We start from the raw sequence: 14,671 nt of genomic DNA on the forward strand, positions 1-14,671 counted from the left end.
TGCCAGTTCCTGGAGCACCGTCGTAAAGCACGAAAAGCTGTCGTATCGAGGATGTTTCGCCGATTTTTAGCACTATTGACCTTCAGTGCATGGGGGCGTGATGCCTCGCATCGGGGCAGCCGCGCTCTAGAGGCGAGCGATGCGCTTCATCGCCCCTCGTAAAGGCTGGATGACGCCAGTCTTTACGCTTTCTTTATGCGCTGCCCGCCCCGTCGATCTCGTTCCTTTACAGGCACCCTGCGGACAATGCCTGCATTCGCGGCAATCGCCGTACCACGGAGACATTCCATGAACATTCTGGACGCGGTGTCGCTGCTGCTGGCAGTGGGCCTGTTCATTTATCTATTGGTTGCGCTGCTGCGCGCGGATCGGAACTAGGAGCTGCGGTTATGCACAGTTATGACTATTGGCTGATCCTCGCCTTCTTCGCTCTGGTGCTGTTGCCCGCACCTTGGCTGGGGCGCTTCTACTACCGGGTGATGGAGGGCCAGCGCACCTGGTTGACCCCGGTTCTGGGCCCGGTGGAGCGTGTCTGCTATCGAATCTCCGGGGTCGATCCACAGGTTGAGCAGAGCTGGCAGAAATACACCCTGGCTCTGCTGGCCTTCAACCTGGCCGGGTTTGTCCTGCTGTTTGCCATCTTGCTGTTTCAGGATCACCTGCCGCTCAATCCGCAGCATTTTCCGGGGCAGGAATGGACGCTGGCGTTCAACACCGCAGTCAGTTTCATGACCAACACCAACTGGCAGTCCTACAGCGGCGAAGCCTCCCTGAGCTACCTCAGCCAGATGGTCGGCCTTACCGTGCAGAACTTCGTCAGCGCTGCCACCGGGCTGGCGGTGCTGGTTGCCTTGTGCCGCGGCATTGGCCGGCGTTCGGTGCGCACCCTGGGCAACTTCTGGGTCGATATGACCCGCGCCACCCTCTACGGCCTGCTACCGCTGTGCCTGCTGCTGGCGCTGTTCCTGGTCTGGCAGGGCGTACCCCAGACCTTTGCCCATTACGTGGATGCCCTGACCCTGCAGGGCAATGACCAGGTCATTCCGCTGGGCCCGGCCGCCAGTCAGATTGCCATCAAACAGTTGGGCACCAACGGTGGCGGTTTCTTCGGCGTCAACTCGGCGCACCCGTTCGAGAACCCCACGGCCTGGAGCAATCTGTTCGAATTGGTATCGATCATCCTGATTCCGGTGGCCCTGGTGTTCACCTTCGGCCATTACGTCAAGGACCTGCGTCAGAGCCGGGCGATCATCGCCTGCATGTTCGCCTTGTTCCTGATCGGCGGTGCTACCTCGCTGTGGGCGGAGTATCAACCCAACCCGGCGTTGCAGAACGCAGCGGTAGAGCAGGCTGCGCCCATGGAAGGCAAGGAAGCCCGCTTCGGCACCACTGCCACGGTGCTCTGGTCGGTGACCACCACTGCGGCCTCCAACGGTTCGGTGAATGGCATGCACGACAGCCTCAACCCGCTGAGCGGCATGGTGGCGCTGATCAACATGATGGTCGGCGAAGTGATCTTCGGCGGCGTCGGCGCGGGCCTCTACGGCATGTTGCTGAACGTGTTGATCGCAGTGTTCCTGGCCGGGCTGATGATCGGTCGCACCCCGGAATACCTGGGCAAGAAGCTACAGGCCAAGGAGGTGCAGTTGCTGGTAGTGACCCTGATGGTGATGCCCATCGGCGTCCTGGTGCTGGGCGCCCTGGCCGCCAGCTTGCCGGGGCCGGCAGCAGCCATCAGCAACCCGGGGGCCCATGGCTTCAGTCAACTGCTCTACGCCTACACTTCGGCCAGCGCCAACAACGGCTCGGCGTTCGGTGGCTTCAGCGCCAATACCCCGTTCCATAACCTGATGCTGGGCCTGGGCATGCTGATCGGTCGCTTCGGCTACATCCTGCCGGTGCTGGCCCTGGCCGGCAGCCTGGCGATGAAGAAGACCGCACCCATCGGCCAGAACAGTTTTCCCACCCATGGCCCGCTGTTCGTGGCCTTGCTGACCGTGACCATCTTGCTGGTGGGCGGCCTGACCTTCCTGCCGACCCTGGCGCTGGGCCCAATCGCCGAACATCTGAGCATGGGCTTCTGAGGACCTGATGATGAATATGCATGTTCCTGCCTCGAACAAAGCCGCCGATGCGCTCGCCAAGAGCCAGCCGGCCAAGGCCGACGTGGCGAGTACCGCAATCTCTGCCCTGTGGCGCCCGGCGCTGATCCAGGCTTTCGTCAAGCTTGACCCGCGCCAGTTGCAGCGCTCGCCAGTGATGCTGGTGGTGGAACTGACAGCGATCCTGACCACCGTGCTGTGTTTCATTCCGGACACCGCAGTGCCGACCTTCGTCGCCGCCCAGATTGCTCTCTGGCTGTGGTTCACGGTGCTCTTTGCCAACTTCGCCGAGGCCCTGGCGGAAGGCCGCGGCAAGGCTCGCGCCGACAGCCTCAAGGCCGGTAGCGAGGGCTTGAGCGCCCGCCGCCGGGCCGGCGACGGCAGCTATCAGTTGGTGCCAGCGGTCAATCTGCGCAAAGGCGACGTGGTGCGGGTCGAAGCCGGCGAAATGATTCCCGGCGATGGCGAGGTGATCGAAGGTATCGCCGCGGTCAACGAAGCGGCAATCACTGGTGAATCGGCTCCGGTGATCCGGGAATCCGGCGGTGACCGTTCGGCGGTGACCGGCAATACCCGGCTGGTCTCCGACTGGCTGCTGGTGCGCATTACCAGCAACCCCGGCGAGTCGACCCTGGACCGCATGATCGCTCTGGTGGAAGGTGCCAAGCGGCAGAAGACACCGAACGAAGTGGCCCTGGATATCCTGCTGATCGGCCTGACCCTGATCTTCCTGCTGGTGGTGGTGACCCTGCAGCCCTTCGCCCACTTTGCCAATGGCAGCCTGCCGCTGGTGTTCCTGGTGGCGCTGCTGGTGACCCTGATCCCCACCACCATCGGCGGCCTGCTCTCGGCCATCGGGATCGCCGGGATGGACCGCCTGGTGCGCTTGAACGTGATCGCCAAGTCCGGGCGTGCGGTGGAGGCGGCGGGTGACGTGCACGTGTTGCTGCTGGACAAGACCGGCACCATCACTTTCGGTAACCGCCGTTGCAGCGCCATCTACCCGGCGCCGGGCGTCAGTGCCCAGGTACTGGCCGAAGCGGCCTTGATGGCCTCCCTGGCGGACGACACCGCTGAAGGCAAGTCCATCGTCGAGTACCTGCGGGAGCTTTATCCACAGCCCGAGCCGGGCAGCGATCTGCTGACGGCAGTGCCTTTCAGCGCTGAAACCCGACTGTCCGGGGTCGATTACCAGGGCCGGGTCTATCGCAAGGGTGCAGTGGATTCGGTGTTGAGTTTCGTCGGCCTCAAACGCAGCGAGCTGGCACCGGCCCTGTCCCGGGAGATCGACAAGATCGCCCAGAGCGGCGGCACCCCGCTGCTGGTCTGTGCCGAGGGCCGGATGCTCGGCGCCATTCACCTCAAGGACGTGGTCAAGCCCGGCATTCGCGAGCGTTTCGCCGAGTTGCGCAAGCTGGGCATCCGTACCGTGATGGTGACCGGCGACAACCCGCTGACCGCCGCGGCCATTGCCGCCGAAGCCGGAGTCGACGATGTGCTGGCCGAGGCCACGCCGGAGAAGAAGCTGGCGCGCATTCGCCACGAGCAAAACGACGGGCGTCTGGTGGCCATGTGCGGTGATGGCGCCAACGACGCACCAGCATTGGCCCAGGCCGATGTCGGCATGGCCATGAACGACGGCACCCAGGCGGCGCGCGAGGCGGCCAACATGGTCGACCTGGACAGCGACCCGACCAAGCTGCTGGATGTGGTGCAGATCGGCAAGGAGCTGCTGGTGACCCGGGGTGCCCTGACCACCTTCTCCATCGCCAACGACGTGGCCAAGTACTTCGCCATCCTGCCGGCGCTGTTCGCGGCGATTTATCCACAGCTGGGGGTGCTCAACATCATGGGGCTGGCCAGCCCGCAGAGCGCAATCCTTTCGGCCATCGTGTTCAACGCCCTGATCATCGTGGTGCTGATCCCCCTGGCATTGCGTGGGGTGCGGGTACAGGCGGCCAGTGCCGCGCACCTGCTGCGGCGCAACCTGTTGATCTACGGCGTGGGTGGCATTGTCGTGCCCTTTGTCGGGATCAAGCTGATCGACATGCTGTTGACCGCGCTGCACCTGGTGTAACGGCCTGCAGATCTGAACGAATCGAGGAGTGAGAAATGACTAGCGTAGTGCGTCCGGCCTTGAGCCTGATTGTGTTGATGACCCTGATCACCGGTGTGGCCTATCCCCTGGTGGTGACCGGCGTGGCCCAGTTGGCCTTCCCGGAACAGGCCAATGGCAGCCTGGTGCGCGATGCCGACGGCAGGGTGCGGGGTTCGGCCCTGATCGCCCAGGATTTCGTCGGTGATGCCTGGTTCCATCCGCGCCCTTCGGCGGGGGCCTTTGCCACGGTATCCAGCTCTGCCAGCAACCTGGCGCCGAGCAACCCGGCCCTGGCCACGAGGGTGATCGAGGATGCCGGCAAGCTCCTGGTACCGGGGCAGGGGCCGGTGCCCCTGGCATTGCTGACCACTTCGGGCAGCGGCCTCGATCCACACTTGCCACCGCAGGCAATTGACTATCAACTGGCGCGGGTCGCGGCGGCGCGCAACCTGTCGCCAGCCAAGTTGCAGGCCCTGGTGGACGCCCATATGGAGCAGCCGCTGGTGGGGCCGCCGGTGGTCAATGTACTGGCCCTGAACCTGGCCCTGGAACAGCTGTAGCCGCTGCCGAACCTGCGAGGCTGCAAAATGCCCCGCGGGGGCTTCCAGCCCCAGGGAGCGCTGGCAAACGCAACTGAAGTGAGCGCAGATTGAACCGAATGTCTTGTCGCAGAGAGATAACCCATGAGTGATTCCGGTCGAGCCGACGCGCTGCTAGCCGAGCTGCCACGGGACGGCCGCGGCCGGCTCAAGGTGTTCCTGGGCGCCGCCCCCGGGGTTGGCAAGACCTACGCCATGCTCCAGGCGGCCCATAGCCAACTGCGCCAAGGGGTCAAGGTGCTTGCCGGGGTGGTGGAGACCCATGGCCGCGCTGAGACCGAAGCCTTGTTGAGCGGGCTGCCCCAGCAGCCCTTGGTGCGTTCGGAATACCGTGGCGTATTGCTGGAGGAAATGGACCTCGACGGCCTGCTCAAGGCCAAGCCCAAGCTGGTACTGGTGGACGAACTGGCCCACAGCAATGCCCCGGGCAGCCGGCACGCCAAGCGCTGGCAGGACATTCAGGAGTTGCTGGCGGCCGGGATCGACGTCTTCACCACGGTCAATGTCCAGCACCTGGAAAGCCTCAATGACCAGGTGCGCGGCATTACCGGGGTCCAGGTGCGCGAAACCCTGCCTGACTGGGTGTTGCAAGAGGCCTATGAGTTGCTGCTGGTGGACTTGCCGCCCCGAGAGCTGCTGGAGCGTTTGCGGGACGGCAAGGTCTACGTGCCGGAGCAGGCGCGGGCGGCCATCGATGCATTTTTCACCCAGACCAACCTCACCGCCCTGCGCGAACTGGCGATGCAGACCGCCGCCGCCCAGGTGGACAACGACCTGGCCCAGGGCTATCGCCAGTTGGGGCAGGCGGCACCGGCGGTGCGCGGGCGGCTGCTGGTGGGTATCGACGGCGATGCCCAGGCCGAGCGGCTGGTCCGTCACGCCAGCCGTGTGGCTCAGCGTCGCCACCTGCCCTGGAGCCTGGTGCATGTGGATAACGGCCGGTTGCGCGACGAGCAGGCACGCTTGCGCTTGCAGGCTGCTCAACAACTGGCCGAGCGCCTGGGCGGGGAAGTGGTCCTGTTGCGCGCCGGCGAGGTGGCCAAGACCTTGATCCAGCACGCCGCGGAGCGTCGCGCCAGCCTGCTGCTGGTGGGGCAGTCCAGGCGCCGCTGGCGCCGGCGCTGGTTCGGTGGCGGCTTGGCGGCGCGCTTGCTGCGCAATGCCGATGGCCTGGAGATCAATGTCCTGGACAGCGAGCCCCAGCCCCATCAGCCGGGCCTGCGGGTCAAGCATTCGCTGATCTGGTTCGACTACGTCCTGGCAGTCCTGGCCACCCTCCTGGCCAGCGCCCTGGCCTGGGGGGTGGCCAGTGTCCTGCCGTTGCCGAACATCTCCCTGGTGTTCCTCGCCGCGGTGCTGCTGGTGGCAGTGCGCAGCAGCCTGGGGCCGGCCCTGGCTTGCGCGGCGCTGTCCTTTCTCAGTTATGACTTCCTGTTCATTCCGCCGAACTTCTCCCTGGCCATCCAGCGGGAAGAAGATGTACTGACCCTGCTGTTCTTCCTGCTCATGGCCGCGCTGACCGGCAATCTGGCGGCCCGCCAGCGCCGGCAGTTGCAGGCCTTGCGCGATACCCAGGAGGAAACCGGCGAGCTCCTGGACCTGTCGCGCAAGTTGACTGCCGCCACTGACCGACAAGCGGTGATCAGCGCCGCGGCCCAGCATTTGAATGGTCGCGACGAGTTGCGTGTCTGCCTGATCAACCGCGACGGGCAGGGTGGATGGAAAGTCGAGACCGGTGGTTCGCCGCAGTTCTCCGAGGCCGAGCGCGCGGCGGCCGACTGGGCCTGGCAGCATGACCAGCCGGCGGGGCTGGGCACCGGGACCTTGCCCTTTGGTCGATGGTGGTGGTGGCCGCTGTCGGTGGATGACGGGCCCCTGGGGTTGCTCGGTGTCTGCCCCCGTGAGGGCGAGGAGTTCAGCGGCCAGCGCCGGCGCCTGCTCACTGCGCTCAGCCAGCCACTGGCCCAGGCCCTGGCACGGGCGCGGCTGGCCGAGGACCTGGAAGCGGCGAGGCTGCACGGGGAGACCGAACAGTTGCGCAGCGCCTTGCTGGCTTCGGTATCCCATGACCTGCGCACACCGCTGACCTCAATGCGCGGCAGTATCGACAGCCTGCTGGCCCTGGGGGAAGCGATCCCCCTGGAAGATCGGCGAGAGCTGCTGGAGGGCACGCGGGATGAGGCCGAGCGCCTGGACCGCTATATACAGAACCTGCTGGACATGACCCGGCTCGGCCATGGGGCCCTGAAGCTGGCCCGGGACTGGGTCGCGCCGGGGGATATCGTCGGCAGTGCCCTGAACCGCCTGCGGGCGGTGCTGGCGCCGTTGCAAGTGGCCACCGAACTGCCAGCGGACTTGCCCTTGCTTTACGTCCATGCGGCGCTGATCGAGCAGGCGCTGGTCAATGTGCTGGAGAATGCTGCCCGCTTCTCGCCACCCCAGGGCCATCTGCAGTTGAAAGTCAGTGCCAGCGAGCAGGAATTGAGCTTCGCCGTCAGTGATGAGGGCCCGGGGATTCCCGAGGATGAGCGGGCAAAGATCTTCGACATGTTCTACACCGCTGCCCGTGGCGACCGCGGCGGGCAAGGCACCGGCCTGGGCCTGGCGATCTGCCAGGGCATGGTCGGCGCCCATGGCGGGCATATCAGTGTCGCCGAGGGCATTGGCGGCAAGGGGACATGCATCACCTTGCACCTGCCGTTGCAGACCCAGCCGGAGCTTGAGTCCGACCTGTGAATACCTGTAGAACGCGCTGCGGCCTTGCCGCGTCAGCGCCACACGGATGCGGCATGCCTTGCGCTACGCTTTTGCCTCTTAATTTGTCTTGAACTGAAACCATGAGCCAGACCGCGACCATCCTGGTCATCGACGACGAGCCGCAGATTCGCAAGTTCCTGCGCATCAGCCTGGCGTCCCAGGGATACAAAGTGATTGAAGCCGGGACCGGCACCGAAGGCCTGGCCCAGGCCGCCTTGAACAAACCGGACCTGCTGGTACTTGATTTGGGGCTGCCGGACATGGATGGGCAGCAGGTGCTGCGCGAGTTTCGCGAGTGGTCGGCGGTGCCGGTGCTGGTGCTTTCGGTGCGTGCCAGCGAGCTGCAGAAGGTCGAGGCGCTGGATGGTGGTGCCAACGACTATGTGACCAAGCCTTTCGGTATCCAGGAGTTCCTGGCGCGGATTCGCGCCCTGTTGCGCCAGGCGCCGAGCGGGGAAGTGCAGGAGGCGGCGTTGCAAGTGGGGCCGCTGACGGTCGACCTGGCTTATCGGCGGGTGCTGCTGGACGGTGTCGAAGTGGCCCTGACCCGCAAGGAATATGCGGTGCTGGCCCAGCTGGCGCGGCACCCGGGGCGGGTGATTACCCAGCAGCAACTGCTCAAGGACATCTGGGGCCCGACCCACACCGAGGACAGTCATTACCTGCGGATCGTGGTCGGGCACTTGCGCCAGAAGCTGGCGGACGATCCGACCCGGCCACGCTTCATCGTCACCGAGGCGGGGGTCGGCTACCGCTTGCTGGGCGCCGATTCCTGAGTTTGCGGCCTTTCGCTACTGGTCCTGCTCGTAGCGGTCCAGGGTATCGCTGGCAATCTCACGGCCCAGGGCGATCAGCTCCGGCGCCTTGTAGAACTCGAAGAAGCGGCAGACGCGCTTGGGCACGTTGATGAGGATATCCGGCGGGTAACCGGCGATCTTGTACTGCGCCAGGGAGGTCTGCATGACCTCGAAGCTCTGGTTGACTAGGTCCAGCAATGACGCCGGGCCGACGTTGTCGATGATGAAGGAGCCGCTGGCGGATTTCGGCGCGCCGTCGGTTTGCGGCGCGGCGGCCGGTTGCTGGGCTTCCGGTTCGGCGCCCTCGACCCATGGATTGATCTCCGCGGCTTCGCTCTTGAAGGCTTCCTGCTCGAGCAGTAGCAGTTGTTCGGCCTGCTTGCGGCGAAACGGCAGGTGTGAGCCCAGGGAGTTGATCAGGCTGTCAAAGCGGCTCTTGAACGCGGGTGGGCGCTGGATTACCGGTAACTGGTAGTGGCGCTGGTTGGTGGAGTTGAGGTTCACCGCAATGATCAGGTCGCAGTGGCTGGAAACCACCGGAACGATGGGCAGCGGGTTGAGCAGGCCGCCGTCCACCAGCATGCGGTTGCCCTGCATGACCGGGGTGAACAGGCTGGGGATCGCGGCGGAAGCACGCATGGCCTGATGCAGGCAGCCTTCCTGGAACCAGATTTCCTGCTGGTTGGTCAGGTCGGTGGCGACGGCGGTATAGGGGATGCGCAGGTCTTCGATGTTCACTTCGCCGACGATCTTGCGGATCTGGCCGAAGACTTTCTCGCCGCGAATCGCCCCCAGCCGAAAGCTCACGTCCACCAGGCGCAGCACGTCGAGGTAGTCCAGGCTTTCGATCCATTCCCGGTACTCGGCGAGCTTACCTGCGGCGTAGATGCCGCCGACCACCGCGCCCATCGAGCAGCCGGCAATGCAGGCGATGTCATAACCGCGTTTTTCGATTTCCTCGATGACGCCGATATGGGCGTAACCGCGAGCGCCCCCCGACCCAAGGACCAATGCGACACGTTTGCTCATGATTCGTCCCTTCGACAAACAGGCTGCAACAATGCACCCATAGCGCCTCGTGGTTCAATTGCTGATGCGCTGCGGGGCCTGTGAGTTTTTTTCTAGGGCCGCCGGGGCCGCGAGGCTATGCTCCTGCAGCTATATTTTCCAAGGGGTGGGACTGGCACTTTTTCCTGCGGCCATCGTCTTAACCTGTACGACTGTTTTCCCTATCTTGAGGTGTCATCGATGAAAGCCTGGATCTGCCTGCCCCTGATTGCGTTGGTATTGACCGGTTGTGCAGGCAAGACTGCCTACCGTGACAGTTGCGGCACGCAGCTGGACGCTGCCTGGCACGAGCTGGACCTGGCCAAGGCCGAAGGTTTCGCTGGCACCGTGAGCTACTCCAAGGCATTGTCGCTGCTGACCGGCGCCAAGACCCAGCAGCAGTTCGAAGCCTTCGAAGGCTGCACCAACAAGGCCGAGAAGGCGCGTTTCTACATTCGTGAGTCCCGGGCCGGGCGCTGAGCCGCGACAGCCGCTAAGCTGGTCCGACAATCATCACCGCGAACCTGAATGATCTGGCGCAATGCCTGTCGCCGGTTCGCGGTGCCAATCTTGGAACTGGATAAGCCGAAGTCAGGCTTTTGACTCGTGTTGGGGAAGCCTTGATGTCTGCCTTGGTTGATCGTTTGGTGGCTCAGGTTCTGGGCCTGGAAGTGAGTTTGCTGGCTTGTCAGGCCCGCTTGTCGGCCGCCACGGATGCCGAGGCCTTGCATGATCTGCGCATCAGTGTGCGACGCTTGCGCAGCCTGTTGCGCCCGTTGCGTGGCCTGCCCGGAGTGGAGCAACTGGAAGCCGCGGCCAGCGAAGTGGGGCGGGTGACCACGCCGATTCGTGATCGTGAAGTATTGGCGGCCTATCTGCATCAGCATGGCCAGCATGCTGCTGCCGACCGTCGTACCTCACAACTGTTGCATGAGTGCTCGGCAGTGGCCGCGGGGGCGGAATTGGCGCAGTTGTTTCTGGTGCTGGATGCCTTCCCCAGGTTCCTCCGGGCCTCTGAGCGCCAAGGTTTGCTGCGGGGCCTGCGCGGCAGTATCGAAAAACGCCTGGCCAAACAGTGGAAAGCCTTGGGCCAGGCGCTGCTGGACCCTGCCCACGACCGTCATCGCCTGCGTCTGCTGATCAAGCGGGTGCGTTACGCCGCCGATGCCTATCCCGAGTTGGATCGCTTGCCCTCCCAGGCGATGAAGCGCCTCAAGGCGGCTCAGAGCGCCCTGGGCGATTGGCATGATTGCTGGCAATGGCTGGCCCAGGCCGAGCAGCAACTGGATTTACTGCCCTGTGTGGCGGTCTGGCGCAGAACCATGCTCAAGGCCGAGGCCCGCTCCGATCAGGTGCTGGAGCAACTGCATCGCGATTGCTTCAAGCGGTGAAGGCCAAAGGGCGGCTTATCTGTCCGCTGCTTTGGCCGGAATAATGGCTGTGTGGCTCTGCGACGCTGGTTAAGATCCCTCAGTCTATTTTTTGTCCCCCGAGGTTTTCATGCGTTTCTACGATTTGCTCGAAGCCGTTCGCGGCCAGCCCCAGGCGCTGACCATTCCGGCGGAATGGGCCCAGGGGCGCGCCAGTTTCGGTGGCCTGGTGGTTGCTCTGCAGTATGAAGCGATGCGGGCCAAGGTTGCGGCGGACCGCCCCGTGCGGTCGCTGGCGGTCACCTTTGTCGGCCCGGTGGCGCCAGATGTGCCGGTCAGTTTCGAGGTGGATGTGCTGCGCGAAGGCAAGGCCGTCAGCCAGGTACTGGGGCGGGTCATGCAGGAGGGTCAGGTGGTGACTCTGGTGCAGGGCAGTTTTGGCGCTTCCCGTGAATCGTCCGTCAGTGTGGCCGCCGAACCAGCGCCCGAAATGAAACACTGGGATGACTGCCAGGAGCTGCCTTATATCCAGGGCGTGACGCCGGAGTTCATGCGTCATCTGGCAATGCGCTGGAGCATCGGTGGCCTGCCATTCACCGGCAATCGTTCCCGCGACATGGGCGGTTGGGTGCGCTTGCGTGGGGATGTGAAGGAAGAACCGGTCACCGAGGCGCATATCCTGGCGCTGGTGGATGCCTGGCCGCCGGCGCTGTTGCCGCACCTGACCAAGCCCGCTGCGGGCAGCACCCTGACCTGGACCATCGAGTTCGTCCAGCCGTTGCTGGAACTGAGCACTCTGGACTGGTGCAAGTACCGGGTGGAAATCGAACACGCGCGTGACGGCTACGGGCATGCGGCAGCGGCCTTGTGGAATGCTGAGGGCCAATTGATCGCCCTGAGCCGCCAGACGGTGACCATCTTCGCCTGAGCCATCAGTGCCGGTGGCGCTGCAACCAGGCACGCCACCAGGCACCGCTCAGGACAAAGCGCGGAAAGGTCACGAACTGTTCCACCAGCAGCCGTTGCACGGCATCCTTGCGATCACTGAAGGGCTCGGCGGCCTGGGCCTCCAGGCTGTGTCCGTGGCGCTGCAGGCCCAGGGCTGCGAGGATGCCGACCACACCGATGGCCAGGCTCAGGAAGCTCAAGGAAAACACGCCCGAAACAATCAGCAGAAAGCCGATGATGAATAGCGGTACGGCAATCAGGTGCAATACCAGATTGGCAGGGTGCTGGTGATTCTGCGGGTAGACGCGCCATTGCCAGGCGGGGAGGTTGGGGTGACGTTTGCCCATGATGATCATCCTTAGTTCTTGAAGACTCATGAACCAAGGATAGGGGCCAGTTGGGATGGCGGCGAATCAAGGCTGGCTATCGGTGCGATAGCCAGTAGAGGGGGGTAGAGGCACTCGGATCAGAGTTTCAGCTGGCCTATGGCTTTGCTCAACTCACCAGCCAGGGTCGCCAGTTCACTGCTGGTGGTGGCCGAGGCAACGGTCTGTTGCACGGTGTTCTCGGTGACATCGCGAATGCTCACCACCGCCCGGTTCATTTCTTCCGCTACCTGGCTCTGCTGTTCCGCTGCAACAGCGATCTGCGTGTTGCTTTCGCGCATCTGGGCTACGGCGCCGGTTATTTCCGCCAGTGCCGCGCCGGCTTCCTGGGCCTGTTGCACGCAGTCATCGGCCTTGAACGAGCTTTCCTGCATGAAATCCACGGCATCCCGGGTGCCGGCCTGCAGGGCCGAGACCATGCTGGTGATCTCGTCGGTGGAGGTCTGTACACGCTTCGCCAGGTTGCGCACTTCATCTGCTACCACGGCAAAACCGCGGCCCATTTCCCCTGCTCGAGCGGCTTCGATGGCGGCATTGAGTGCCAGCAGGTTGGTCTGCTCGGCGATGCTGTGGATAACGTTGACCACGCCATTGATCTTCTGGCTGTCCTCGGCGAGCTTCTGAATCATCTCGGCGGTCTGCTGCACGCCATTGGAAAGCCCGGCGATGGATTTCTGCACCCGGCCCACCACTTCATGGCCGGTACCGGCCAGGGTGTCGGCGGTCTGCGACAGGTCCCGGGTGGCACCGGCATGCTGGGCGATGTGATAGACGGTGGCGGACATCTCGTTGATGGCCGTGGCGGCCTGATCGGTTTCGCTCTGCTGGCCGAGCATGCCGTGGCGTACATCGTTCATGCTCGAGGCCAGGCGTGCGGCGCCCTGGTCCAGCTGTCGGGCGGTATTGGCCACGGTATTGACTACCCGCTGGTATCCGGCCTGCATGGCATTGAAGGCGCTGGCCATCTGACCCACCTCGTCCTTGCAGGACAGCGGCACGCGAGCAGACAGGTCGCCGGTCTTCTCCACGTGCAGCATGACGTCCTTGAGGGTGTTGAGTTGGCTGAGGAGAAAACGGATCAGCAACTGCGAGGCGCAGAGCATGGCGAACATCAGGATGAACACTGCGACGGCGTAATTGGTGAAACGATCGCTGAAGACCTGGGCCAGGCTAGGGGCGTAGGCCAGTACGGCGACCTGCTGGCCGTCGGCGCGCTGGATCACGTCAGCGCCCAGTAGCGGGTTTTCACCGAACAGCGGCATCGGGTTGAGCTCGACCCAGCCGTTGGCGCCATTGAGTTCGCTGAGAGTCTGCTCGTTGAGGCTGGGGGTCTGCCCCCGGGAGAAATACAGCAGGTGTTCGGCGCTGGGCAGCGCCTGTCCGACGGGCCAGGCGCCGAGCAGCCTCGCCTCGGCCTGGGCGGCAGCCTGGGCTGTCTGGCTGCGAGCCTGTTGCTCCAGTTGCACGGCGTACAGCACCAATAACAAGGTGGTGACGAAGGCGACTGCATTGACCGCCCAGAATTTGTACTTCAGCGAGATATTGCTAAGCCAGGCACCCATGGAAGGTCTTCTCTGATTGAGCGAAACAGTATTGGCAAGGTGCCATTATTGTGCCGCCATGATCTCGGAAAAATCTTGATGTGGGTCAAGCAATCTCTGGCAAGCGAAAAAACGCCCGAGAGCAGGCGGTACTGTGGCTTGCAAGCTCCTCCAGGGTTTCACCGCGGTGCAACGCAACTTCTCGTAAAACCTCGGTCAGATAGGCTGGTTCGTTACGACCATTTTTCGGCTTTGGCCGCAAGCTGCGGGGTAGCAGGTAGGGGGCATCGCTTTCCAGCATCAGGCGCCCGCGGGGGATGTCGCGTACCAGCGGGTGCAGGTGGGTGCCGCGGCGTTCGTCGCAGATCCAGCCTGTGATGCCGATGTGCAGGTCCAAATCGAGGTAGCTGAACAGGGCCTTTTGTTCACCGGTAAAGCAGTGGACTACAGCAGCCGGCAAGCGATCACGGAAATCCCGCAGGATGTCCAGCAAGCGCTGGTTGGCGTCACGTTCGTGGAGAAACACTGGCAACTGCAACTCGACAGCCAGGGCCAGGTGTTCTTCCAGGACTTTTTCCTGTTGCGGGCGGGGAGAGAAGTCCCGGTTGAAGTCCAGGCCGCATTCGCCCACGGCGCGTACCCGCGGCTCTCCAAGTAGAGCGCGCAAGCGTCGCGGGCTGTCGGCATTCCAGTCGCTGGCGCTGTGGGGATGCAGCCCGGCGGTGGCAAACAGTCTCTGCCCGTCGGCGTCCAGTTTCTGGCACAACTCCAGGGCCTGTTCACTGCCTTCGACGCTGGTTCCGGTGAGGACCAACTGGCACACCCCAGCATCATAAGCACGATTGAGAACGGCTTGGTGTTTTTCGGCAAAACTGGGATTGGTCAGGTTGACGCCGATATCGATGAGTTGCATGGTGCTATCTCCGCCTGCGGCCGGAAAGCATATCAGAGCTGTAGATTTATAAGAAAAACCAAGAACTACAACGAGTTATAGCTGTCTTTTGCTGCCGGACCAGAGCAACGGCC

The 14,671-nt window shown here is 63.7% G+C and carries 13 protein-coding genes; 9 read left to right on the forward strand and 4 right to left on the reverse strand.

The features are described 5' to 3' along the window. The first annotated feature begins 288 nt into the window (after positions 1 to 288). The 6 genes from kdpF (at position 289) to BM382_RS11220 (ending at position 8,332) form a co-directional block, all read left to right on the forward strand. Complete coding sequence (gene kdpF / locus BM382_RS11195) at positions 289 to 378, forward strand: K(+)-transporting ATPase subunit F (RefSeq protein WP_019092894.1); 90 nt, start codon at positions 289 to 291, stop codon at positions 376 to 378. An 11-nt stretch (positions 379 to 389) separates the two neighbouring features. Then, on the forward strand, positions 390 to 2,084 hold the full coding sequence (kdpA, locus tag BM382_RS11200) for a potassium-transporting ATPase subunit KdpA (RefSeq protein WP_072442848.1): 1,695 nt from the start codon (positions 390 to 392) through the stop codon (positions 2,082 to 2,084). A 10-nt stretch (positions 2,085 to 2,094) separates the two neighbouring features. Beyond that, positions 2,095 to 4,179: a potassium-transporting ATPase subunit KdpB gene (gene kdpB, locus BM382_RS11205; protein WP_072442945.1), complete on the forward strand. Its 2,085-nt coding sequence runs from the start codon at positions 2,095 to 2,097 to the stop codon at positions 4,177 to 4,179. Between the two features lie 35 nt (positions 4,180 to 4,214). After that, entirely contained in the window at positions 4,215 to 4,760 is a 546-nt protein-coding gene (gene kdpC / locus BM382_RS11210) for a potassium-transporting ATPase subunit KdpC (RefSeq protein ID WP_065365465.1), read from the forward strand. A gap of 123 nt (positions 4,761 to 4,883) precedes the next feature. After that, the gene (locus BM382_RS11215; protein WP_015636554.1) at positions 4,884 to 7,535 is read left to right on the forward strand and encodes a sensor histidine kinase; all 2,652 of its coding nucleotides are present in this window, start codon (positions 4,884 to 4,886) and stop codon (positions 7,533 to 7,535) included. 101 nt (positions 7,536 to 7,636) lie between these two features. Further along, a complete protein-coding gene (locus BM382_RS11220; protein ID WP_011062565.1) occupies positions 7,637 to 8,332 on the forward strand; it encodes a response regulator in 696 nt (231 codons plus the stop codon). A gap of 15 nt (positions 8,333 to 8,347) precedes the next feature. On the opposite strand, the gene BM382_RS11225 is transcribed toward BM382_RS11220, so the two are convergent. Further along, positions 8,348 to 9,382, reverse strand: a complete 1,035-nt coding sequence (locus BM382_RS11225) for a patatin-like phospholipase family protein (protein ID WP_011062564.1) — start codon at positions 9,380 to 9,382, stop codon at positions 8,348 to 8,350. Between the two features lie 219 nt (positions 9,383 to 9,601). Here BM382_RS11225 and BM382_RS11230 point away from each other — a divergent pair, with 219 nt between their 5' ends. From BM382_RS11230 to BM382_RS11240, 3 genes are all read left to right on the forward strand, one after another. Continuing rightward, positions 9,602 to 9,880 (forward strand): hypothetical protein, encoded by a 279-nt coding sequence (locus BM382_RS11230; RefSeq protein WP_011062563.1) that lies wholly within the window; start codon positions 9,602 to 9,604, stop codon positions 9,878 to 9,880. A 143-nt stretch (positions 9,881 to 10,023) separates the two neighbouring features. Beyond that, complete coding sequence (locus BM382_RS11235) at positions 10,024 to 10,791, forward strand: CHAD domain-containing protein (RefSeq protein ID WP_072442850.1); 768 nt, start codon at positions 10,024 to 10,026, stop codon at positions 10,789 to 10,791. 109 nt (positions 10,792 to 10,900) lie between these two features. Beyond that, positions 10,901 to 11,698: an acyl-CoA thioesterase gene (locus BM382_RS11240; protein ID WP_011062561.1), complete on the forward strand. Its 798-nt coding sequence runs from the start codon at positions 10,901 to 10,903 to the stop codon at positions 11,696 to 11,698. A gap of 4 nt (positions 11,699 to 11,702) precedes the next feature. Here BM382_RS11240 and BM382_RS11245 read toward each other — a convergent pair whose 3' ends face one another. The 3 genes from BM382_RS11245 to BM382_RS11255 form a co-directional block, all read right to left on the reverse strand. Further along, the gene (locus BM382_RS11245; RefSeq protein WP_026019949.1) at positions 11,703 to 12,065 is read right to left on the reverse strand and encodes a terminase; all 363 of its coding nucleotides are present in this window, start codon (positions 12,063 to 12,065) and stop codon (positions 11,703 to 11,705) included. Positions 12,066 to 12,184: 119 nt separating this feature from the next. Next, positions 12,185 to 13,666: a methyl-accepting chemotaxis protein gene (locus BM382_RS11250; protein ID WP_019092890.1), complete on the reverse strand. Its 1,482-nt coding sequence runs from the start codon at positions 13,664 to 13,666 to the stop codon at positions 12,185 to 12,187. 85 nt (positions 13,667 to 13,751) lie between these two features. After that, positions 13,752 to 14,558: a TatD family hydrolase gene (locus tag BM382_RS11255; protein ID WP_072442852.1), complete on the reverse strand. Its 807-nt coding sequence runs from the start codon at positions 14,556 to 14,558 to the stop codon at positions 13,752 to 13,754. Between the last annotated feature and the right edge of the window lie 113 nt (positions 14,559 to 14,671).

Source organism: Pseudomonas sp. NFPP25, assembly GCF_900116505.1.
GTDB lineage: Bacteria > Pseudomonadota > Gammaproteobacteria > Pseudomonadales > Pseudomonadaceae > Aquipseudomonas > Aquipseudomonas protegens.